The organism is Bacillus sp. FJAT-26390 (assembly GCF_001682865.1).
In the GTDB taxonomy this organism is placed as follows: Bacteria; Bacillota; Bacilli; order Paenibacillales; family Paenibacillaceae; genus Pristimantibacillus.
Genome location: NZ_MAQX01000036.1, coordinates 108,008 through 129,364 on the forward strand (window position 1 = coordinate 108,008; position 21,357 = coordinate 129,364).

At 48.9% G+C, this 21,357-nt stretch carries 23 protein-coding genes; 8 read left to right on the top strand and 15 right to left on the bottom strand.

Features of this window, described 5'->3' with window-relative positions; all coding sequences use genetic code 11:
• Positions 1–4: 4 nt before the first annotated feature.
• From metG to A7975_RS31200, 7 genes are all read right to left on the bottom strand, one after another.
• On the bottom strand, positions 5–1,987 hold the full coding sequence (gene metG / locus A7975_RS31175; RefSeq protein ID WP_065387741.1) for a methionine--tRNA ligase: 1,983 nt from the start codon (positions 1,985–1,987) through the stop codon (positions 5–7).
• Between the two features lie 77 nt (positions 1,988–2,064).
• A complete protein-coding gene (locus A7975_RS35720) occupies positions 2,065–2,238 on the bottom strand; it encodes a hypothetical protein (RefSeq protein WP_483295941.1) in 174 nt (57 codons plus the stop codon).
• Positions 2,239–2,393: 155 nt separating this feature from the next.
• Positions 2,394–2,633 (bottom strand): membrane protein insertion efficiency factor YidD, encoded by a 240-nt coding sequence (gene yidD / locus A7975_RS31180; RefSeq protein ID WP_065387811.1) that lies wholly within the window; start codon positions 2,631–2,633, stop codon positions 2,394–2,396.
• A gap of 17 nt (positions 2,634–2,650) precedes the next feature.
• On the bottom strand, positions 2,651–3,088 hold the full coding sequence (locus tag A7975_RS31185; protein WP_065387742.1) for a Fur family transcriptional regulator: 438 nt from the start codon (positions 3,086–3,088) through the stop codon (positions 2,651–2,653).
• A gap of 74 nt (positions 3,089–3,162) precedes the next feature.
• A complete protein-coding gene (locus A7975_RS31190; protein ID WP_053376775.1) occupies positions 3,163–3,387 on the bottom strand; it encodes a hypothetical protein in 225 nt (74 codons plus the stop codon).
• A gap of 35 nt (positions 3,388–3,422) precedes the next feature.
• The gene (locus A7975_RS31195; RefSeq protein ID WP_053376776.1) at positions 3,423–3,623 is read right to left on the bottom strand and encodes a hypothetical protein; all 201 of its coding nucleotides are present in this window, start codon (positions 3,621–3,623) and stop codon (positions 3,423–3,425) included.
• 152 nt (positions 3,624–3,775) lie between these two features.
• Complete coding sequence (locus tag A7975_RS31200) at positions 3,776–4,237, bottom strand: Hsp20/alpha crystallin family protein (protein ID WP_255314626.1); 462 nt, start codon at positions 4,235–4,237, stop codon at positions 3,776–3,778.
• A 117-nt stretch (positions 4,238–4,354) separates the two neighbouring features.
• Here A7975_RS31200 and A7975_RS31205 point away from each other — a divergent pair, with 117 nt between their 5' ends.
• Genes A7975_RS31205 through A7975_RS31225 form a run of 5 tightly spaced genes read left to right on the top strand, consistent with a single transcriptional unit; the run spans position 4,355 to position 6,112 of the window.
• Positions 4,355–4,582, top strand: coding sequence for a spore germination protein (locus A7975_RS31205; protein WP_053376777.1), 228 nt, complete (start codon positions 4,355–4,357; stop codon positions 4,580–4,582).
• Complete coding sequence (locus tag A7975_RS31210) at positions 4,579–4,782, top strand: spore germination protein GerPB (RefSeq protein ID WP_053376778.1); 204 nt, start codon at positions 4,579–4,581, stop codon at positions 4,780–4,782. Before A7975_RS31205 ends, A7975_RS31210 begins: the two co-directional genes overlap by 4 nt.
• Positions 4,783–4,823: 41 nt before the next feature.
• A complete protein-coding gene (gene gerPC, locus A7975_RS31215) occupies positions 4,824–5,492 on the top strand; it encodes a spore germination protein GerPC (RefSeq protein WP_053376779.1) in 669 nt (222 codons plus the stop codon).
• Complete coding sequence (locus A7975_RS31220; RefSeq protein ID WP_053376780.1) at positions 5,493–5,699, top strand: spore gernimation protein GerPD; 207 nt, start codon at positions 5,493–5,495, stop codon at positions 5,697–5,699.
• Positions 5,696–6,112 carry a spore germination protein GerPE gene (locus tag A7975_RS31225; protein ID WP_141680467.1) on the top strand — a complete coding sequence of 139 codons (417 nt, stop codon included), beginning with the start codon at positions 5,696–5,698 and terminating at the stop codon, positions 6,110–6,112. The genes A7975_RS31220 and A7975_RS31225 overlap by 4 nt, the downstream gene beginning before the upstream one ends.
• 97 nt (positions 6,113–6,209) lie before the next feature.
• On the opposite strand, the gene A7975_RS31230 is transcribed toward A7975_RS31225, so the two are convergent.
• Positions 6,210–7,238, bottom strand: a complete 1,029-nt coding sequence (locus A7975_RS31230) for a YeiH family protein (protein ID WP_065387743.1) — start codon at positions 7,236–7,238, stop codon at positions 6,210–6,212.
• Between the two features lie 196 nt (positions 7,239–7,434).
• Here A7975_RS31230 and A7975_RS31235 point away from each other — a divergent pair, with 196 nt between their 5' ends.
• Both A7975_RS31235 and A7975_RS31240 read left to right on the top strand, forming a co-directional pair.
• Positions 7,435–8,319, top strand: a complete 885-nt coding sequence (locus tag A7975_RS31235; protein WP_053376783.1) for a LysR family transcriptional regulator — start codon at positions 7,435–7,437, stop codon at positions 8,317–8,319.
• Positions 8,320–8,423: 104 nt separating this feature from the next.
• Complete coding sequence (locus A7975_RS31240; protein WP_255314627.1) at positions 8,424–10,292, top strand: prenyltransferase/squalene oxidase repeat-containing protein; 1,869 nt, start codon at positions 8,424–8,426, stop codon at positions 10,290–10,292.
• A gap of 61 nt (positions 10,293–10,353) precedes the next feature.
• On the opposite strand, the gene gntK is transcribed toward A7975_RS31240, so the two are convergent.
• Positions 10,354–11,892, bottom strand: a complete 1,539-nt coding sequence (gene gntK, locus A7975_RS31245; protein WP_053376785.1) for a gluconokinase — start codon at positions 11,890–11,892, stop codon at positions 10,354–10,356.
• Between the two features lie 105 nt (positions 11,893–11,997).
• Positions 11,998–12,894, bottom strand: a complete 897-nt coding sequence (gnd, locus tag A7975_RS31250; protein ID WP_065387744.1) for a phosphogluconate dehydrogenase (NAD(+)-dependent, decarboxylating) — start codon at positions 12,892–12,894, stop codon at positions 11,998–12,000.
• Between the two features lie 134 nt (positions 12,895–13,028).
• Here gnd and A7975_RS31255 point away from each other — a divergent pair, with 134 nt between their 5' ends.
• Positions 13,029–13,874, top strand: coding sequence for a MurR/RpiR family transcriptional regulator (locus A7975_RS31255; protein ID WP_053376787.1), 846 nt, complete (start codon positions 13,029–13,031; stop codon positions 13,872–13,874).
• Positions 13,875–13,947: 73 nt separating this feature from the next.
• Here the strand turns inward: A7975_RS31255 and A7975_RS31260 are convergent, their stop codons facing one another.
• The 5 genes from A7975_RS31260 to A7975_RS31280 all read right to left on the bottom strand — a co-directional run bounded on the left by A7975_RS31260 (position 13,948) and on the right by A7975_RS31280 (position 21,356).
• Positions 13,948–15,297, bottom strand: a complete 1,350-nt coding sequence (locus A7975_RS31260) for a GntP family permease (protein WP_065387745.1) — start codon at positions 15,295–15,297, stop codon at positions 13,948–13,950.
• Between the two features lie 261 nt (positions 15,298–15,558).
• Positions 15,559–17,544 carry a glycoside hydrolase family 15 protein gene (locus A7975_RS31265; RefSeq protein ID WP_053376789.1) on the bottom strand — a complete coding sequence of 662 codons (1,986 nt, stop codon included), beginning with the start codon at positions 17,542–17,544 and terminating at the stop codon, positions 15,559–15,561.
• On the bottom strand, positions 17,526–18,989 hold the full coding sequence (gene glgA, locus A7975_RS31270; RefSeq protein ID WP_053376790.1) for a glycogen synthase GlgA: 1,464 nt from the start codon (positions 18,987–18,989) through the stop codon (positions 17,526–17,528). The genes A7975_RS31265 and glgA overlap by 19 nt, the downstream gene beginning before the upstream one ends.
• A gap of 91 nt (positions 18,990–19,080) precedes the next feature.
• Positions 19,081–20,193, bottom strand: coding sequence for a glucose-1-phosphate adenylyltransferase subunit GlgD (gene glgD / locus A7975_RS31275; RefSeq protein ID WP_065387746.1), 1,113 nt, complete (start codon positions 20,191–20,193; stop codon positions 19,081–19,083).
• Positions 20,190–21,356 carry a glucose-1-phosphate adenylyltransferase gene (locus A7975_RS31280; RefSeq protein WP_065387747.1) on the bottom strand — a complete coding sequence of 389 codons (1,167 nt, stop codon included), beginning with the start codon at positions 21,354–21,356 and terminating at the stop codon, positions 20,190–20,192. The genes glgD and A7975_RS31280 overlap by 4 nt, the downstream gene beginning before the upstream one ends.
• Position 21,357 lies beyond the last annotated feature (1 nt).

Sequence of the window (21,357 nt, forward strand, 5' to 3'; positions counted from 1 at the left end):
TGCTTTATTTAACAACCGCGCCATTTGGCATGTCATCCGGCACAGTAGCAAGCGTCAGCTGATCGCCATGCGAAGCAGCAAGGATCATTCCTTGCGACCATTCCCCGCGCAGCTTCACCGGCTTCAGGTTCGTCACGCAAATCACTTTACGGCCTACCATTTGCTCCGGCGTGTAAAACTTAGCGATGCCGGAAACAACCTGGCGCTGCTCATAACCTAGATCCAGCTGCAGCTTTAGCAGCTTATCCGCTTTGTTCACAGGCTCTGCCGCGATAACTTGCGCTACGCGCAGCTCTACCTTCGCAAAGTCATCAATCGCGATCTCTTCCTTCGACTCTACGGCTGCCTGCGGCGTTTCGCTTTCTGCCTTTGCTTCCGCTGCAGCCGGCTCAGCCTGCGCACCGCCGCCCATTGCCGCTGCGATAAAAGCAGCTTCCTCCGCCGTATCAAGGCGAGGGAATAATGGCGAGCCTTTGACTACTTTCGTTCCGCCTGGCAGCGATCCGAATTGCTTGGTGCTCTCCCACGCCGTCAACTCGCCCTGCTCAAGGCCAAGCTGCTTCCACATTTCACGCGGAGCATGCGTTAAGAATGGTTGAAGCAGAATCGATACGATGCGAAGCGATTCCGCCAAATGGTACATAACGGAAGCAAGCTCTCCGCTCTTTGCCTCATCCTTCGCAAGCGCCCACGGCTGCGTTTCATCGATATATTTGTTTGTACGGCTTACGAGCTGCCACAAAGTTGCCAGCGCCACCGAAAACTCCATCGTTTCCAGCGCTGCCTCCACCTGCACGATGGTTTCGCTCGCAAGCTTCTGCAAGGAATCGTCGAAAGCTGTTACGGTGCCTGCGAAGTTCGGAACGACGCCGTCAAAATATTTGTCGATCATCGCAATGGTCCGGTTCAGCAGATTGCCAAGGTCGTTGGCAAGGTCAAAGTTGATCCGCTCAACGAAGTTTTCCGGCGTAAACGTCCCGTCCGCTCCGAATGGCACCTCGCGCAGCAAATAATAACGAAGCGCGTCAAGGCCGTAACGGTCAATCAGCATTACCGGGTCTACGACGTTGCCCTTGGACTTCGACATTTTGCCATCCTTCATCAAGAGCCAGCCATGCGCAAATACCTTCTTAGGAAGCGGCAGCTCAAGCGCCATCAACATGATCGGCCAATAAATCGTATGGAAACGAACGATTTCTTTCCCGACCAAATGAACGTCAGCAGGCCAGAAATCTTGGAATTTCTGATCATTGCCCTCATTGGCGTAGCCAAGCGCTGTAATATAGTTAGACAAAGCGTCGATCCACACATAAACGACATGCTTCGGATCTCCAGGCACTTTAACGCCCCAATCGAATGTCGTGCGCGAAACAGCCAAGTCCTCAAGACCAGGTTTGATAAAGTTGTTGATCATCTCGTTTTTGCGCGATTCCGGCTGAATGAAATCCGGGTTATCCTCATAGTACTTCAGCAGGCGGTCTGCATATTTGCTCATGCGGAAGAAATAACTCTCCTCCTTCACAAGCTCAACCGGACGGCCGCAGTCCGGACAATTGCCATCTACGAGCTGACGCTCAAGGAAAAAGGATTCGCACGGCGTACAATACCAGCCTTCATAGGTGCTTTTGTAAATATCGTCCTGCTCCAAAAACCTGGCGAAAATTTTCTCAACAACCAGCTTATGGCGCTCTTCTGTCGTGCGAATGAAATCATCATTGGAAATTTCAAGCTTCGCCCATAGATCCTTAATGCCTACCACGATATCATCGACGAACTGCTGCGGCGTTTGATCCTTTTCCTTCGCTTTGCGCTCGATCTTCTGGCCATGTTCGTCCGTCCCTGTCAAATACCATACGTCATAGCCGCGAAGCCGCTTGTAACGCGCCATTGCATCACCGGCAACCGTCGTGTATGCATGGCCGATATGAAGCTTATCGCTTGGATAATAAATCGGCGTCGTAATATAAAACGTGTTTTTGCTTGTCATGTGAATCCCCCTATTTGATTTTTTTGGTTTAAAAAAACGCAAAAAACTCCCGTCCATCATGGGACGAGAGTTTGAACTCACGCGGTACCACCCAAATTTCGATCTCGAAAACGGCCGGCAAAATCGGGCTTATCGAGAAAGCTTCGTGTGCCGCCTTCATGGCGGCTGTCGCCGTTAACGCCAGCTTCGCGTCGCCCCCTTACCCAGCCATTAAAAATGCTGCGGCTCGAAAACGAATCCTCCCGGACCATTTTCCAATAGTGTCCCCTACCGGCTTCCACCAACAATCCCGGCTCTCTGCAAAAGTTGTTCTATTGTACTTATCCATTCCTCGGATATATGGAGATTACTAGAAATAACTTGAATGCTTTATAAATCAAAATATACCGAAACAGAACCCTCTCTGTCAAGGAGCATCTGCCTTGTCGTTTTTTGCGAGCGGTACCGGATCGTATCCTCCAGCATTAAACGGATGGCAGCGCGCAATGCGCTTGGCCGCAAGCCATGAGCCTTTAGCAGCCCCATGCTTCTCAATCGCTTCCAGCGCATACATCGAGCAGGTCGGATAAAAACGGCATGACGGCGGGGTGAGCGGTGAGATGACCTTGCGGTAAAAATGAATCGGCGCCAGCGTCACCCGTTGCATCATTCGCTGTTTGGGCATTAGGCCTCGCTTACGGCCGGCTCATCCTGAGCACATTCCTTGCAGTAGCCGAATACCTCGAATTTATGCTTCACCACTCGGAAATCCTCGGGTACGTTAGTCTGCTCCATCGGACAGAATGTAATCGGATAGGTCATGCCGCATTGCAAACAAATCATATGGTGATGATGATCATTTTCTCTGCAGTGAAGCTTAAACTTGCCGCCATCCTCGAAAATGACCTGCTCCAGCACGCCCAGCTCTTCCATGACACGCAGGTTTCGGTAAACGGTATCAAAACTTAAGCCGGTATAGGATTTTCCCATATATTCGTAAACTTCCTTCGGAGCCAAATAACCCTGCGTCTCCGAAAACAGCTTGGCCAGCGTCTTTCTTTGATCGGTAATTCGCAATCCTTGACTTGACATGCGTCTTATAATGTCTTCCATTGTATGCATATGTCGAACCTCCGGACTCTATAATGTCTATCTCCATAATGACGAAAAAAAAAGCTCTCGTCAATGAGAGCCTCTTAACCGTTTAATCTCATGTTAATCATAAAGCTTGCCGACATCGCGACGAACAGAACGATACTAAGAATGCCAAACAGCTTGCGCCTAGTATTCAGCCTGTTGATAAGCGCCATATCACCTGATTGCCGTTTTGTTTCCGTAAAGGATCGGTGCATGAACATATAGGTAATAATCGAAGCGACAAACAGCATGTTAACGAAAAACCAAATGACTGTCCAGAACAAGCTACTACCTCCGGTTGTGATCAGCTATAGAAATGCTATAGATACCACTTGTTTAGTATAAACATAAATACGACAAAGCTGACGACCGCCCCGCCGAAGCTGAACCAGCCTGTCCGGAACCGCTGCTGGAACATGCGTAAAATTCCGAAGCTAAGCAATCCGAATACGAGCATTATAAAAACGATTCCGAGTATGAATAAAGAAGCAGAAACACTGCTTACATCAACTAGTGACACCGAACACACTCCCTTTTTTGCTAATATGTACATGTTCATTAGACATTATAAGGGATAGCAGAGCCATTAGCCAGCGGCAAACCCTGTCGATTTCGTGACAAAAAGAGCACACATTCAAGTTGTGCGTGCTCTTCCTGCTTCTCCGTCATCTATTAAAAGCGCACGATGGCCTCGTGATAATTGCGATTGGTCGGCCGCTTCTGAAGTTTGACGTGAAGCACATCGTTTTTCACAAGCGTTTTGCAGACACGCGGCTTCACCAGCTTCGGCAGCTTGATCGTCTCGCTCTTGCCGCCCGGCAACCCATCAAGACGCAGCCGATCCTCGCGCACAAACAATCTCAACAGCTCTTTGTCATAACCATTTGGCAAATTTATTTTAACATGAACAAAATGGCGAGTCTCAGAGAAGGTAGCAGAACCTCCTCCAATTAAAGCGCCTGCTGCCTCAGGCAGCGATTTCGTCATCATTTTGCGCACATATTGCTCCACCCAGTCAGGATCGCGCAGCAGCTCGAACCCTTTAGGAAGTTGCTGCCTCTCCATCCATCTCTCCATATCATCCCATTTGGATGCCACAAGCAAACACCCGCCTTCCAGCACTTCTACCATCATATGCGCCTAGCTGCATTCAGGATACATGCGCAGCAGGAACATATGGGCGAATGCCGCATAAGATATAGCACGCTCAGCTATTTAATCCAAAACAGCACACCAAGAAGGAGGATGCTTATGCCAGCTGTTGTCGGCTTTGTCAAAATAGTCAGTACTGGCTCTGGCTCCATTGTACAATTCGGTGACTCTCTAGAAGTATCGCCAAACAGCGCTTCCAAAACGTATGCGGGATCAGGATCTTTCTTGACCGGCAGCTTAACGAACTCCAATAATGCTGTCAGCGCTACGAACACCCTTGATCCGGATGTGCAAGATAGTTCGAATAATGAGTTGAATGCGATATGAATCTAACGATACATCAACAAATTACGATTCATCAGCTTCGTGTTGAGAGCGTATCGAACAGTTCGGTCCTGCAAGTCGGCAGTGCAGGATCGATTCGCTCTTTGTCTCAGCTCTACAATACCGGCGGATTCACAGGTCCCGCTCCGCAGCTCAGTCAGGATAATCCGCTCTCGTTCGTGCCGTTGCCAAATCCTACTTAGCAACTACGGATCATTACAATATATGAAGGAGGAGCAGTCTCATGCAGCAGCCTAATCCGCTTTCCCCTTGGCAAGTGTGGTCGCTTGAAGTCCAACATAAGCTCAAAGAGCAGCAAGAACAACTCGAAGCGCTTGAAGCGAAAGTTGCCGCATTATGTGATCAGGTAAAGCAGCTTGAAGCACGTCCTACTTACAGTATAGATAAAATAGAATATCGTTTTGATCAATTGAAGGTAGAGAAGCTGGACGGCACGCTAAATATCGGCATGACTGCTCCTGGCACGGACGAAGATTCCTTTCCCGGCAACATCGAGCAATTAGCCGTTTCAAAACCTGAGGTTTTTCCGTCTGCCGGGCCGTCTATCCCCCCTCCAAGCGGATTATACAATGATGTCTTTGCAGGAATGAACCGTTATTTGGATGACGAGGCACCGCAAAGGCTGATCGCCTATGAGAATGAGCTTTGCATCCCGCTGGATCCTTACCATAGAAGAATTATTATGGAGGATATCCGCAAACAGGTGCCGACTCGCATTCAATATTATATGCAGCAATCCATGAAAGGCTCGGTGGATCAAACGGCTGCAAGCAACGATCCATCTATCGCAGGGAACGTCCTCTCCAAAACAATAAGGGACTCCGACGCTGCAATGCTCGCTTATATGCGGCAGCTGCAGACTGGTGAGCCTGCATCAGGAGGAATGGCATAAATGATTCATTTTAAAGTTGTTAACCATCTGTTATGTGTTGGCCAAATTGAAATTCTCGGCGTATCCAGCGCATCGATGCTGCAGGTAGGCGATACCGATACCGTATCCTTGTATTCTATGTTCGATACGCCCCCGGAATCGGTCATCGTTGGCCCGTTAGCTCCTTTTCCATTGCCTGGCCAATCAAGCGAAGCGATAGGCGAATGAACGACTACCCCATTCGGACAGCTAATGTAGGTATGGTGAGCATTATAAGCGTGGGGGAGGCTTGTATCGTGCAGTTTGGCGACCGCGCCGAGACCGATGCCAAACTGATCGCGATAGCGGTGCAGCGCCGAGAAAGCCATACGACAGCAGGCGATGTTTTTTTTGAGTCTTATCCGATGTATACTAACCCTCTGCCCGTTCTTAATGATCCCGACTTCGATAACGGACAGGTCATTCGGCTCGAGCGCACAAATTGCATCCCCAATATTACAGTCGGGCTTATTGCAATCATTGCCATCGCCTCTTCAACAAGTGTGCTTATTGGCAATGAGATGGATTTAAAGGCGGATTCACGCATCAAAAATATTCGACAGTACCCTCGGCAAAAACCATATCCCCCGATAGGTTGTTGAGCATTCTGGGTAGATGCTGTCTCATAAGCAGCGAGCTCGTCTGAAAAATGGCGGTACAGGTTGCTTTTCCTGTACCGCCATTTTTCTATGCTGATTCTTAAACCAAATGAAAGCTGTGAACAAGCAGCAGTCCAAGCCCGCTTAGCAAGATCGAACCGATCAAACCGGCTACGAACGTTTTTTTGCCCCATTTTCTAAACATGACAAGATCGACTCCAAGGCCTAGCCCCGCCATCGCCATTGCAATAAGCATATAAGCTGCTACAATTAGCTGCCCGGTGAGCGCCTCCGGGAGAATGCCAGCCGTCTTTACGGCACTCATAACTAGAAAACCAACAATAAACCATGGAATCGACAGATTTTTAAAGCTGGTCTTTGTTGTTTTGCTCGTCTGGCGATTGTTCCAGAACCCTATAATAATGGCGACTGGGACAAGCATTGCTACCCGCGACATTTTGACAATGACGGCAAGATCCACCGCTTCGCTTCCGCCCGGAGCTGCCGCAGCAATGACATGGGCGATCTCATGGAGCGTCGCGCCAGCGAATATGCCGTATCCAGCGTCGCTTAATTGTAGGATAGGATAAAGGATCGTATACACTAATGTAAATATCGTTCCGAGGATCGCAACCGTCGCAGCGCTGATGGCTGTTTCGTTATCGCTTGCCTTCAATTGTGGAGCAATCGCAACGACCGCCGCAGCGCCGCAGATGGCTGTTCCGCAAGCTGTAAGAATACCGAGCTTTTTGTCGATTTTCAGCCATTTGCTTAATCCGTACACTACAAATATCGTAAATGCGATATTGATTGCGGCGATGGCTATCACCTTTGGTCCGGCAGCAGCGATGTCGAATAAATGGAGACGCAAGCCCAGCAAAATAATGCCGAAACGCAGCAGCCTTTTGCTCGAAAACGCAATTCCGCTTGCCGCTTGCTCCGGTATTCCTGCCATTGCTTTATAGGCTATTCCTAGCAAAATCGCAACGACCAGCTGTCCCATCACGTTAAAAAAAGGGAGCATCGCGATATATTTAGCCGCAATGGCAATGGTCAATGTGATTGCAACGCCCTGCGTAAAACCAACGCCCTTATAAGAATGATTAGTTATTACGTTTTTGGTAATCATGTCTTTCACCTCTGCGATCAGTCTGAAACTTGCTGTGTGGCATGACTTCACTATACGGCTCTGGCAGCATGAAGTGAAATACTTATTCACGATCTTTATCATCAGGATTACTTATGATTGAATTTGAATTAGTCACTCACGCAAGCTATTATTAAGAAAAACATACTAAATTCAAAACTAACAATGAGGGATTATAATGATTATCGAAGCACTTCGCGTATTTGTAACCGTTACGGAGCAAAGCCATTTTTCAAGAGCGGCAGATCTTCTGAATATATCTCAGCCTGGCGTAAGCCTGCATATTCGCAATCTGGAGAATGAGGTTGGCGCCAAGCTGCTTCACCGCTCTCCCAAGCAGGTCAGGCTGACCGAAGCAGGCGATATGCTATACAAGACGGCGAAGCAAATTTTATCCTTGTACGAAGGAACGAAGCAGGACATTCATCGGCTGCAGGATAAGGTGACGGGGACGATTCAAATCGGAGCCAGCTTTACAATCGGAGAATACGTACTTCCTAAACGGCTTGCTGCGTTCGCTGCGCAATATCCGCTCGTTGAGATGCAGGTCACCATTGGAAATACGGAGGAAATTGTGCAAGCAGTCCGGGCAAACGAATTAGATTTGGGGCTTATCGAAGGAGAAGCAAACGCTGCTGACTTGGTCATAACACCCTATATGAAAGATGAAATGATTTTGATCGCCCCCGCTGCCCATCCTCTCGCATCTGCGCATTTTGTCGATGCGGATATGCTGCAAAATGAGGTATGGGTGCTAAGGGAAAGCGGCTCTGGCACACGTGCTTTCAGCGATCAGTTCACTCAGGACGCCCAGATTGTCCAAAAACGCTCTTACGTTTTTAACAGCAGCCAAAGCGTCAAAGAAGCGGTAATTTCCGGCCTTGGAATCGCGATGCTTTCTCGCTGGGTTGTCAGAAGAGAGCTGGAATCCGGGGAAATGGGCGAATTGCGTTTAAATAGGGATCGTTTTGAACGCAGCTTCTCTATTATCCGTCATAGAGAAGGAGCAGCGACGATGGCAAGCGATGTTTTTGTTCAAAAGCTGCTTCTCGCCAGTGACTAAGATCCAGCAGCAACTTCCGATTCGCCCCCAATGATACCCGACTGTTACTGATTACTAGCGCATATATATATAGCAACTAAGGTTGCAAAGGATGAATGCGCCAAATGGATATGAAACGAATTCGTGAACGGATAGATGATATAACCGCTGATCTGCTTCGGCAGCAATCGCGTGACGGCGCTTGGCGAATGTGCTTTGATTCAGGGACGATGACCGACAGCTATCTTATTATTTTGCTGCGCCTGCTTGAGAGGCCGGATGAGCATTTGATTCGCAACCTTGCGGCGCGCATCGCATCCAGACAGGAAACGAATGGCGCGTGGAAGGTATACCCCGATGAAGCAGAGGGGAATTTAGAGGCGACTGCAGAAGCCTATTACGCATTGCTCTGTGCGAGGTTCTACCATGAATCAGATCCGCGCATGGTTATGGCCAAGCAATTTATTTTAAAGCAAGGCGGTCTCTCGGAAGCCAAAAACTTGCTCACTCAAGTCATCTTTGCTGCGACTGGCCAAGCCGAATGGCCGCGATTATTGCGTATTCCGCTGGAAGCTTTTTTCTCCGATCTAGGGATCGGACTAGACCTCTTCTCTCTTTCAGGCCACGCTCGCGTCCATCTTGTTCCGACACTCATTATGGCGAATAAATCATTTGCGCGCCGCACGCCATCGATGCCGCTTTTAACCGATTTATTTGTCGGCCAATCGCGTGCATTCACAAATGATGCAACTTGGATTTCGGCTTTGAACGGCTTTATCGCAAGCTTGCCTTTAACGAGCCTGCTTCCGCCAAGCTCTCCTACTGCTTTAGAGCGGGCTGAGGCGTTTATGTTCGAGCGAATAGAGCCTAACGGCACGCTGCTGACTTTCTCGACGGCGACGATATTAATGATATTATCGTTGCTTGCACTCGACTATTCCCCTCAATCGCATGCTGTTAATCAACTGCTCGCTGGAGCCATTTCATTAATATGCGCAGATCGTCCCCATCTTCAAGTGGCATCCTCAGAAGTTTGGGATACCGCTATGCTAAGCTACGCTTTGCGTGAAGCAGGAATGCAGCCTAACCACAACGCCTTGGAGCGTGCAGGGCACTATTTGCTAGACAGGCAGCAGGTAAGGCTTGGCGACTGGGCTCGGCGGTTGCCCAATACGCCGGCAGGCGGCTGGGGCTTCTCCAACGTGAATACGCTGTATCCCGATGTCGATGACAGTGTAGCCGCGCTTCGGAGCATACGTCACTACACTTCAGTCACCAATGGTTTACATGCGAACTGGCAGCGAGGCCTCAATTGGGTACTCGCTATGCGGAATGATGATGGCGGCTGGCCCGCTTTCGAACGGGAAGGCACGCAGCTGCCGGCAAGCTTTTTTACGTTCGAGGGCTCTGCTGATATTTCTACCGATCCTTCGACGGTTGACTTAACGAGCCGTGTACTAAGTTTTCTAGGCAATGAACTCGATATGACAATCGGCCACCAATGGCTCGACGACAGCGTGCAGTGGGTGCTCTCGCAGCAAGAACGAGACGGTAGCTGGTACGGCCGCTGGGGAATTGCTTATATTCATGGCACAGGCGCTGCCATTCAAGGAATGACTGCTGTTGGTGTTCCAAATGATCATCCCGCCATTAAGAAGGGAATCAAGTGGCTGTTGGAAATTCAAAATGAAGACGGCGGCTGGGGCGAATCCTGCCTTAGCGATAAAGTGAAGCATTACATGCCGCTCCATGCCAGCACGCCTTCTCAAACCGCTTGGGCGCTGGATGCTCTGACAGCAGCGCATGCAAAACCGAATGCAGCGATTGAGCGTGGCGTTGAAGCGCTATTGCAGTCACTCGAGCGGCGAGACTGGACTTATTTCTATCCGACAGGCGCCGCCTTGCCAGGCAGCGTATACGTTTTTTATCCGAGCAACAACTATATTTGGCCGCTTCTCACGCTTTCAACCATTTTGAAAAAATACGGCTCCTAATGCTCGCCTCGCCTACATGAAAAAAAACAGCCCGCAAGCTCGGCTGTTTTTTTCGTTTATGCTATACCCACTTTTGCTGAAAAGCAGCAATATTCGCGTACTCCTCGGTCAACAAACGAGAAACGCGAATATAGATCCGCATCAGCTCGGAGTAGATTTGAGCGTTTTGTTTGTTTGGCAGATGAAAATGCGATCCCCCGACCATGTCGGCAACGACGTCCAGCGAATCCACCTCGCCTAAGCTGTATAACCCCAAGATGACTGCGCCAAGGCAAGAGCTTTCAATGCTTTCCGGGACATGCAGCTCCTGGTCAAAAATATCAGCCATCATCTGACGCCATAGTTCGGATCTTGCAAAACCGCCGGTCGCTTGAATTTTGGTAGGTTTGCCTGTCAATTCCTCAAGCGCCATAAGCACGCTGTACAAATTATAGATAACGCCCTCTAGCGCCGCTCGAATCAGGTGCTCCTTCTTATGGTGCAGCCCCAGTCCAAAATAGGAGCCGCGCGCATTTGCATCCCACAGTGGAGCTCGCTCGCCAGCTAAGTACGGGTGAAAAATCAGCCCGTCAGAGCCCGGCCTCGCTTTGGCAGCAAGCTCTGTAAGAAGCTCATAAGGATCGATGCCAAGCTGCTTCGCCGAAGCAATCTCTTCCGTACCGATTTGATCACGCACCCATCTGAAAATCATGCCTCCGTTATTCACCGGGCCTCCGATAACCCAATGATTCTCCGTCAGCGCATAGCAAAAAATTCTGCCCTTCGGGTCCGTGACCGGCTTGTCCGTTACCGCGCGGATAGCGCCGCTGGTGCCGATCGTAACCGCGACCACTCCCGGATCAATCGCATTGACGCCAAGATTGGACAACACACCATCGCTTGCCCCGACTACGAAAGGCGTGGAGGCGAGCAGATTCATTTGCTTCGCATAAGGCTCCTCCAATCCTTCCAGCTTATACGTTGTAGGAACCAGCTCGGACAATCTCTCTGCCGTAACGCCGGCTACCCGAAGCGCTTCCTCATCCCATTGCAAGTTGTTCAAATGAAACATCCCAGTAGCAGAAGCAATGGAATAATCGATGACGTAACGGCCAAACAGCTTATAAAATACATATTCTTTAATCGATATAAATTTATAAGCGCGGTCAAACAGCTCTTTATGGTCATGACGCAGCCAGGTGAGCTTCGACAAGGGAGACATCGGATGGATCGGCGTGCCCGTACGCAAGTAGATTTCGTGGCCATTCCATTCGTTTTTAATTTTATTCGTCCATTCCATGCTGCGGTTATCAGCCCACGTAATACATTTTGTGAGCGGTTCGCCTGCCTGATCTACAGCAATGACGCTGTGCATCGCTGAGCTGAAGGAAACGCACAAAATATCTTGGGCCTGCACGTTGCTTTTAGCAACGGCTTGTCCAATCGTTTTGAGAACGGCATTAAAAATTTCATCCGGATCCTGTTCAGCAATAGCCGGAGACGGCGAGTGAAGCGGGTATTCAATGCCATGACTTGCGACTATAGCGCCTTTAGAAGTGAAGAGCACCGACTTCGTGCTTGTCGTTCCGATATCAACACCGATAACATATTTAGTAGTCATCTTTATACCTCCACATACTTATGCCAATCAAATAGCTGGCAACGTATTCGTTCGCTCTACAATTGTTACAATACCGTTCTTCCAGCATTTATTCAATCCGATGCTTTAGGAGCTTACGACGCTGTGGCCACCGAATTCATTGCGCAGCGCGGCAACGACCTTGCCCGAGAACGTATTTTCTTCAAGCGAGCGGTATCTCATCAATAGCGACAAAGCGATGACCGGCGTTGCCGTCTGCAGGTCTAGCGCCGTCTCCAGCGTCCATTTGCCTTCTCCCGAAGAATGCATGATACCTTTTAAGCCATCCAATTTTGCATCCTTAGCGAATGCATTTTCCGTTAGCTCCATCAACCACGACCGGATGACCGATCCATTGTTCCATACCCGGGCGACCTTCTCAAAATCAAAGTCATATGCGCTTTTTTCCAGCAGCTCGAACCCTTCCGCAATCGCCTGCATCATGCCGTACTCAACGCCGTTGTGGACCATTTTCAGAAAATGTCCGCTGCCGCTTTCCCCTGCATGCAAATATCCGTCCGCAACGCAAATGTCCTTGAACAGCTGCTCGACTGATTCAAATGCCGCTTTATTGCCGCCAATCATCGTACATGCGCCCGATCTGGCACCGGAAGTTCCGCCGCTTGTGCCAACGTCAAGGAAATGAATGCCCTGTTCGGCAAGCTTCTCCGCTCGTCTAGTCGTATCTTTATAATTAGAATTGCCGCCGTCTATCAAAATATCTCCGGATTCAAGCGCTTCGCCAGCCTCTTGAATTACAGCCTCCGTCAGCTCGCCTGCCGGTACCATCATCCAAATTACACGCGGAGCCGATAACGATTGAACCAGCTGTTTAATGGAGCTTGCGCCTTGCGCCCCATCCTCTTCGGCTTTCTCAATCGCCGCTGTATTGACGTCATAAACAACCGCTTTATGATTATGCTCCAGTACATTCAGCATCAAGTTATAACCCATTTTCCCTAAACCAATTATGCCTATTTGCATGATCTTTCATCTCCCAATCATTTTTATAATCTAAGTTATCTATCTAAACGCATACGTATGAAATATAGGATCAACATTCCATTTATGTTATACTTCTTCTGAAATAAGCTGCTACGCGAGGAGAAGCAACGATCATGGTGCAAAACATGTTTGGAAAAATCCGTTCTTATTATGCAAGATTCAGCGAAAAGGAAAAAAAAATCGCAAACTATATTTTAGATAATCCCGAAAAAATCATTCATAGCACCATTAATGAGGTTGCCGAAGATTTGAATGTTGCGGAAGCAACCGTGTTTCGTTTCTGCAAGCGTATCGGATATAAAGGATACCAAGCGATGAAAATCGCCCTTGCCTCGGAAATTATGACGCCAAGCGAGCAAATTTATGAAGAAATCAATGAGCAGGACGATGAGAAGACGATCGCCGAGAAAGTATTTAAATCAAACATTCGAACGCTTGAAAATACGTTTCAAATTTTAGACGGCGAAGACTTCGCCAAAGCGGTATCCGTCATCGCTGCTGCAAACCGCGTTCACTTCTACGGCATCGGCGGCTCCGGCGTTATCGCGATGGATGCTTTCCATAAATTTATCCGCTCTGGAAAACAAGCTTTCGCATTTACGGATGCGCATTTCCAGCTCATGTCGGCAGCTCAGCTGACGAAGGATGATGTTGCGGTCGTCATTTCCCATTCGGGCACGAATAAAGACACGATACGCATCTTGCAAACGGCAAAAGCGAATGGCGCAAAAACAATTGCGATAACCGGCTTCCCTAAGTCGCCAATCAGCCAGCATGCAGATGTATCGCTCCATACAAGCTCAGAGGAAACGGTTTACCGCTCAGAAGCGCTCGCATCTCGAATTGGGCAGCTTAGCTTAATTGATGCCCTGTATGTCAATGTCATGCTCTTAAACAAAGATAAAGCGAAAGCATCGCTCGAAAAAGTACGGGAAGCCATCTCGGAAACCCGAATTTAATCGCGTCTCATTTTACGGAAGAAAGGTGAGCCATTGACTGCAATGTTAACGGTTCACCTTTTTTTATGGAAAGCTAAACGAAAATGTCTACGACCAGGATCAAAGCAAGCGCGACGACGGAAATAATCGTTTCCAGCGCCGTCCATGTCAAGAGCGTTTCCTTGACCGACATCCCGAAATACTCCTTGATCATCCAGAAGCCCGAATCGTTCACGTGAGACAAGATGAGCGATCCTGCGCCCGTAGCGAGTACGAGCAGCTCAAGATTAGCTCCCGGCACGATCGCAGCAATCGGAGCAACAATGCCGGCCGCTGTCATCATCGAAACGGTAGCTGAGCCTGTCGCAACACGAATGAGCGCCGCAATTCCCCATCCAAGCAAAATAGGAGAAATGTTTGAGGATGTAGCTAAATCCGCGATATACTCACCAATGCCGGAATCAAGCAACACCCGGTTGAAAGCTCCGCCTGCCCCAATGACCAGCAAGATCGTCGCCGTAGGCGCCAAGCAATCATTCGAAAACTTCAGTACCTTCTCCCTGCTGAGGCCGCGGAAGTACCCTAAGCTAAAGAAGGAATATACAGTTGCGATTAGCAAAGCGGTCACCGGGTCTCCGATAAAGCGCAGCGCTTGGTACAAGGAGCTCTCCTTGGCAAGAAACAGCTCCGCAATGGAGGCAGCGAGCATAAGGATGACCGGGACCAGAACGGTAAATACCGTATTGAAAAAGCCCGGCAGCTGCCTGTTAGGATCTGCCTCTGTCAGCTGCTCCCCGATTTCCTTAGGTACCGATTTATGAATCCGGTTGCCAATCCACTGTCCATACAATGGACCTGCGATGATCGCTGTAGGAAGACCGACGATAATCGCATACAAGATCGTGAGTCCAACATCAGCGTTAAAAATGCCTACCGCAGCCATAGCAGCCGGATGCGGCGGCACAAGGCCATGCACGACCGAAAGTCCGGCGACGAGCGGTACGCCGATTTTGACAAGCGACACGCCTGTTTGGCGAGCGATCGTGAATACCAATGGGATCAACAATACGAAGCCGACCTGGAAGAAGACCGGAATACCCACGATGAAAGCAACAAACATCATCGCCCAGTGCACATTTTTTTCGCCAAAACGTTTAATTAACGTTTGCGCGATTTTCTCGGCACCGCCGGACTCCGCCATCATTTTGCCGAGCATCGTACCTAAAGCAAGTACGATAGCCAAGAAACCAAGCGTATTGCCCATGCCTGTCTTAATGGAGTCGATGATGCCTGTCCCGCCTGCTTCTGACGTGAACAACGGCATTCCTGTAGCAAGCCCGACGCCAATTGCTGTCACGATAAGCGAGACAAACGGATTCAGCTTCGCTACTGTTATGAGCAGCAATAGCACTACAATAGCAGCCAAAACGATAAGTAATAACATGGTATGCCCTCCTAAGTTGTCTTTAAAGAATGCTGAGCAGCTTTTCAATTATATGAAAAAATATTTCTCAAATCAATATCATTAAAGAAAAAATATTTTATTATTTCTGTCGAAATAACGTTCCTTATTATGAGTATTATTTGCCATTTCATGCAGTTGATCGTTTTTTCGGTAAAAACCTAAATAATCAAGAAAAAACCTGCATGCGTAAAAATGCATACAGGCTTTTTTTAAGTTTATTTCATTCTTTGTTTTGAAGCTTTATAGCAAACCGTTAGCCTCAGCTTCCAATCGAAGACGCTTATACTTTGCCGCATACTTGCTTACGCTGTGGACTACCGTCGCATGCGACCACGTTAGCGGTGCTACCGATAGCGGCGATCCGTCAAACGGATTAAGCTGCTCCGGCAGCAAGCCGCTTTTGAGCGCATGATCGGATACCCATTGCAGCGTGCGGCGCGGTCCTTCCAGCTCTTCAAGCGATTTGGCTGAATCAATCTCGAAATTAGCTACCCAAAGCGTGCAAATAATCCATGGGTTGCCGGGAACCTTATCAATTTCGCCGGATTGCTGGAAGTAATAATCATTCGTGTAGCGAGCGACGCCCCCGATATGAGTTTTCACCTGCAAACCTTCCTTAATCGCCAGCATCGTTTGCACGACGCGGTAATCATCAACAGGCAATACGCCAAACTCAAGAACGCCAAACAAGCTGCTCTCGAGCGTCATATCCTTCACCCAGCGATTGTCCTTCTGAATAAGGCCGCGCGCGAACCGTCCGGCATCTTCATCCCACAGTTGGGTAATGATGCCGTGCTTAATCTCTTCTGCCGTTTTTTTGTAATGGTCGCTGCGCTCATAATCGCCGAACAGATCGGTGAAGAACGAAGCAGCCATTAAGCCGCCATAGACAGAAGCAGCCGTATACGTCCAAATGCCGTAGCGCTCCTCCCACAGGTCGTAGCTTGGCTTTGGCAGCGACAAGGATGGCTCCATATAGGAGCTTAGAAAGGTTGCTGCCTTTCGAATTAAATTGCTGTACAGCGACTGCGGCAGCTCAATGACTTGATTGCGCGAATAGTCCTTCCATAAGGCAAACAGCACGAGAGCTGTCTCATCCTCTTGAATAGGCAAACGTCTGCTTCCCTGCACGATGTAAGGATGCCAGCTGGAGCCAACGGTGCCATCCGGGTTGTACTTGTGATACAAATACCCATCTGGCGATAAGGCTTGCGCGCAAAAGTGAAAAAACGGAGCGATCACGCTTTGATAGCCGGCCATCGACATGGCGTCAGCAATAAGGGCGCCGTCACGCGGCCACATATAGCTGTAATGGTCACGATTGTACTGCAAAATATCGGTATCATTCGCAGCCAATATTGCTCCGCGTTCATCAACCTGCGTTCGAACAAGCAGCAAGCTTAGCTTGAACATCTTCACAACATCATGCGGCAAATCGCCAAGATCGGATTCTGCGCGGCGCAGCCAATGCTTCCAGTAAATAACCATTCGGCTGAGAAGCTTCTCCGGATGATTTTCCTGTACGTATTGGTTCAGCTCTTTTACTTCTTCGAGATTTTGGCCGATAGACATCCAATAATAAATCGTCTTATCGTTGTTCGGCTGAACGACCGTTCGGAAGCTGATCGTACTGTCCACGGACCCTTGGGCAATCGAATTGCCCATCAGCACGCCATCCTCCGCATCGCGCCAAGTGCCTTCTGCGGATTGAAACCTTTTTATGCCTGTCGAGTATTGCGTCATGCCGCCTTCGTCAGAGAAGCCGTTGAACATAAAGTAGTTGTTCCGTTTGTAATGATACAGGGTATGATTCTCCGGATAATAGACGGCGGTATCTCCAACCTCCGTGCCATCGATCATCAAATCCTGATGGAAGAACAAACGGACTTCTTTAGGATCGTTTGTTCTGTTGCGGACGACAACCCGCTTGATATAAATGCACTCGCGCTGATGAATGCCGTCATTCATATGAAGCTCGATTCCCAGTCCATCATGCTTCGCTGTAATGTTCGTCACTAAGGAATCCTCGATATAATCCAAATCGAATCTCCACTCCGGCTCATCAAGCCAGCTAAAAGCGCCTTCCACCCAGACACCTAAGCGGCAATACTGACCGCCTACATGATTCAACTGTCCAACGTACGGATAATAAATATCGCGAATATAACAGTGCTGATCCAAATTAAGAAGCATCTTTCCGTTGCCGATTACAAGATGACGGGCCATGATTCCTTCTCCTTTCGATGCGCTGCAAGTTGTGAGTAAACGGATATATAGGCTTTGGCAGAACGGTTCCAGCTGTAATCCTCCTTGTTGCCGTTAAACACAATTTGCTTCCAAGCTTCCTCATTACGATAAAGAGCTAACGCTCTGCGTACGGTGTACATATAATCGTGCGCATTGTAATTCGTAAAGCTGAAGCCGTTACCTTCGCCAGTATATTCGTTGTAGGCTTGTACCGTGTCCTTAAGTCCTCCTGTCTCGCGAACAATCGGCACGGTACGGTAGCGCAACGCAATCAGCTGACTTAGACCGCAGGGTTCAAATTGAGAAGGCATCGCAAACATATCCGAGCCCGCATAGATGCGGCGGGCAAGCCTGTCGTCGTAGCCTATCCATACTGCAACCTTATCGGGATGGCGATATGCGGCATCATTCAAGAAATGCTCATAACGCCCTTCACCCGCACCTAAGATTACAAATTGAACGTCCTCTTGAAGCAGCTCCTCGAAAGTAGCGGCGATCAGATCAAAGCCCTTTTGTTCCACAAGCCGGGATACAATTCCGATAAGAGGCACCTCTTCGGATTGCGGCAGTCCCAGCTCGCGCTGGAGCTCTACTTTATTTTTTCGCTTGCGGCTGATCGAATTCCGGTATGGCACCTCTAGCGCGTTATCATTCATCGGATCAAACAGCTCGTCATCGATGCCGTTCACGATTCCGATCAAATCTCCTGAACGGTATCTAAGCAGCGAATCCAGCCTCTCGCCAAAATATTCGGTTTGAATCTCTTGCGCGTATGTGCCGCTGACCGTTGTCAGCTTGTCTGCATATACGAGACCGCCTTTCATGCAGCTGCCGGCACCATGAAATTCCAAGCTGTCGGTAAGAAACATGTCATCGCCCGCTCCCAGCAGATCCTTCAGCAGGTCGATGCCGAACAAACCTTGATACTTCAGGTTATGAATCGTAAATACCGATTTGGTGTAGGCCCACGCCGGATCGAAATAATAACGGGTCTTCAGCAGGAACGGGATGAGGCCGGTTTGCCAATCATGGCAATGCACGATATCAGGATGAAATTCCATATATCGGACCGCTTCCATCACGGCAAAGCAGAAAAAAACGAACCGTTCCGCATCATCGCCATAGCCGTAAAGCCCTTTTCGCTTAAAATAAAACTCGTTATCGATCAAATAATAAATCGTTCCGTCAAACTCCGCTTTGAGCAGGCCGCAATATTGGTTGCGCCAGCCAAACGATACGGTAAAATGGGCAATTTGCTCGAACTGCCCAATAAGTGCGGCTGGAATTTCTTCATATTTTGGCAATACGACTCTGGTATCAACGCCCCGTTTATTCAGCGCCTTAGGGAGCGCCCCTGCAACGTCGGCGAGACCACCCGTCTTCGCTAGCGGCACCGCTTCAGAGGTTGCGAACAATATGTTCATAGGATTCTCCTTTCTAATTGACGCGGTATGAGCGCCTTCAACAACCCAACTGGAGTCTCATCTTTAGGACGGCTCTAGCGAGCAAATTGTATTATATGATTTTCCGTTTTCCTGCTAGAAACGGCGAACTTGCGGCGCCTCTAATATCACGATCCGCTTCAACGCGAACATCTTTGTCCAAGATGCTGTGCGAGAGGAAGCTATTTTCCCCGATAACGCCGTTTTGCATAACGATGCTGTTGCTGATGACCGCGCCTTTTTGAACATGTACCCCGCGGAATATGATGCTATTGGTAACCGTGCCTTCAATGCGGCAGCCGTTCGCAATAAGCGAATTCGTAACCTTGGAGCTTCCTAAATACCGTGCCGGCGGCTCATCCTTAACCTTGGTAAAGATAGGGCCTGGCTGGTAGAAAAGCTCTTTCCACACGTCGGGATCGAGTAAATTCATATTATTGCGATAATAGCTGCTCAGCGTATTGACGACACCCAAGTAGCCTTCATACATGTACCCATAAACGTTCAGCTTGTCGAGCCTGGAAAAAATAGCATGGCGAACCAAATGATCCTGGCCCTGCGCAAGCGAGGTTTCTACCAGCTCCATAAGCAAATCCTTGCGCATAACGTACATCTCCATGGAGCTGATATCGCTGGTCATCCGTCCATAGTGATCTTGAATCGAGGTGATGCGGCCTTCATCATTCATCCGCACCTTGCGGGCTTTGCCCGACAGCAAATCCTCCTGCTGCTTGCACACAACCGTAATATCGGCTTCTTTCTCCAGATGAAATTGAATGACCTTCTCAAAATCTATATTACACACCATATGGCTGCGAGTAATCACCACATAATCGAGCGATGAGCGATTAAAATAATCACGCTGCTGATAGAAATGGTACAGATCGCCGCGGCTGATCTCCTGAATATCGTCCGTTGCCGGCGGTAGCACAAATAATCCGCTCTGGCGATGCTGTAAATCCCAGTGCTTGCCTGAGCCAAGATGATCCATAAGCGAGCGGTATTTCGTATGAGCGAATACGGCTACCTTAGAAATGCCCGAATTGACCATGCTCGACAGAACAAAATCGATTAAGCGATAGCGTGCGCCAAAGGGTACCGTTGCGAGGCAGCGTCCCTGTGTAAGTCGTTCAAGCTCGTCAGTCTCATGAATTAGATTGATGACGCCCATGACTTTATGCTTCATGAGTGCTCCACCTCCTGCAGCAAATGGTCGTTCGTCACGTATTGATCAACAGCAATAACGGTTATGGCATCATCATCAGGGCTGCCGATCGTAACGCCCGCTTGTATGACTGCCCCTTCGCCAATGATAGCTCTATAAATGCGCGCGCCTTCACCTATACGTACATTAGGCATGACTACGGACTCGGTAATAACCGTGTTTTTTGCTGCTTTGACGCCGTAGAACAGAACGGATCGGTCCACGATGCCTTCAATCATGCAGCCTTCCGTTATTAACGAAGCGGATACTTCCGCGGTAGATCCGATATGCTGTGCCGGCTGATTAGGACTAACCGAATAGATGCGCCAGTCGGCGTCGGCAAGCTCTAGCGGCGGCTCGTCGGCGATGAGGTCCATGTTCGCTTCCCATAAGCTCTCGATCGTACCAACATCCTTCCAGTATCCCTTGAACGGATAGGAATGCAGACGTTTTCCGTCCCTCATCATGGCAGGAATCAGATCCTTGCCAAAATCATGATTGGAGCTGCGGCTTGCCTCATCGTAAATCAAATATTTTTGAAGCTCCGACCATGTGAAAATATAAACGCCCATCGATGCGATGTTGCTCGTTGGATTTTTCGGTTTTTCCTCGAATGAGGTTATGCGATCCTCATCATCGATGTGCATCACGCCAAAGCGGCTTGCTTCTTTCCAATCCACCTCGATGCCTGCGATCGTCACGTCGGCGCCAGAGCGCTTATGATGCTGCAGCATCAGCTCGTAATCCATTTTGTAAATGTGATCTCCCGAAATAATGAGGACATATTCAGGATTATAAGGTTCAATGAAAGACATATTTTGATAAATGGCATTCGCCGTTCCCTTGTACCAGACGCCGCCCTTTTGTTTCATAAACGGAGGCAGGATCGTCATCCCGCCATCACGGCGGTCAAGTCCCCAAGGACTGCCGATTCCAAGGTAGCGATTAAGCTCAAGCGGCTGATATTGCGTCAATACGCCCACCGTATCAATCCCTGAGTGCGCGCAATTGCTTAAGGTAAAATCAATAATTCTGTATTTCCCGCCAAAATAGACAGCTGGCTTTGCCAAATCCTTAGTGAGCACGCCTAGCCTTTTTCCTTCGCCTCCTGCGAGCAGCATAGCGATCATTTCTTTTCGGCCCATG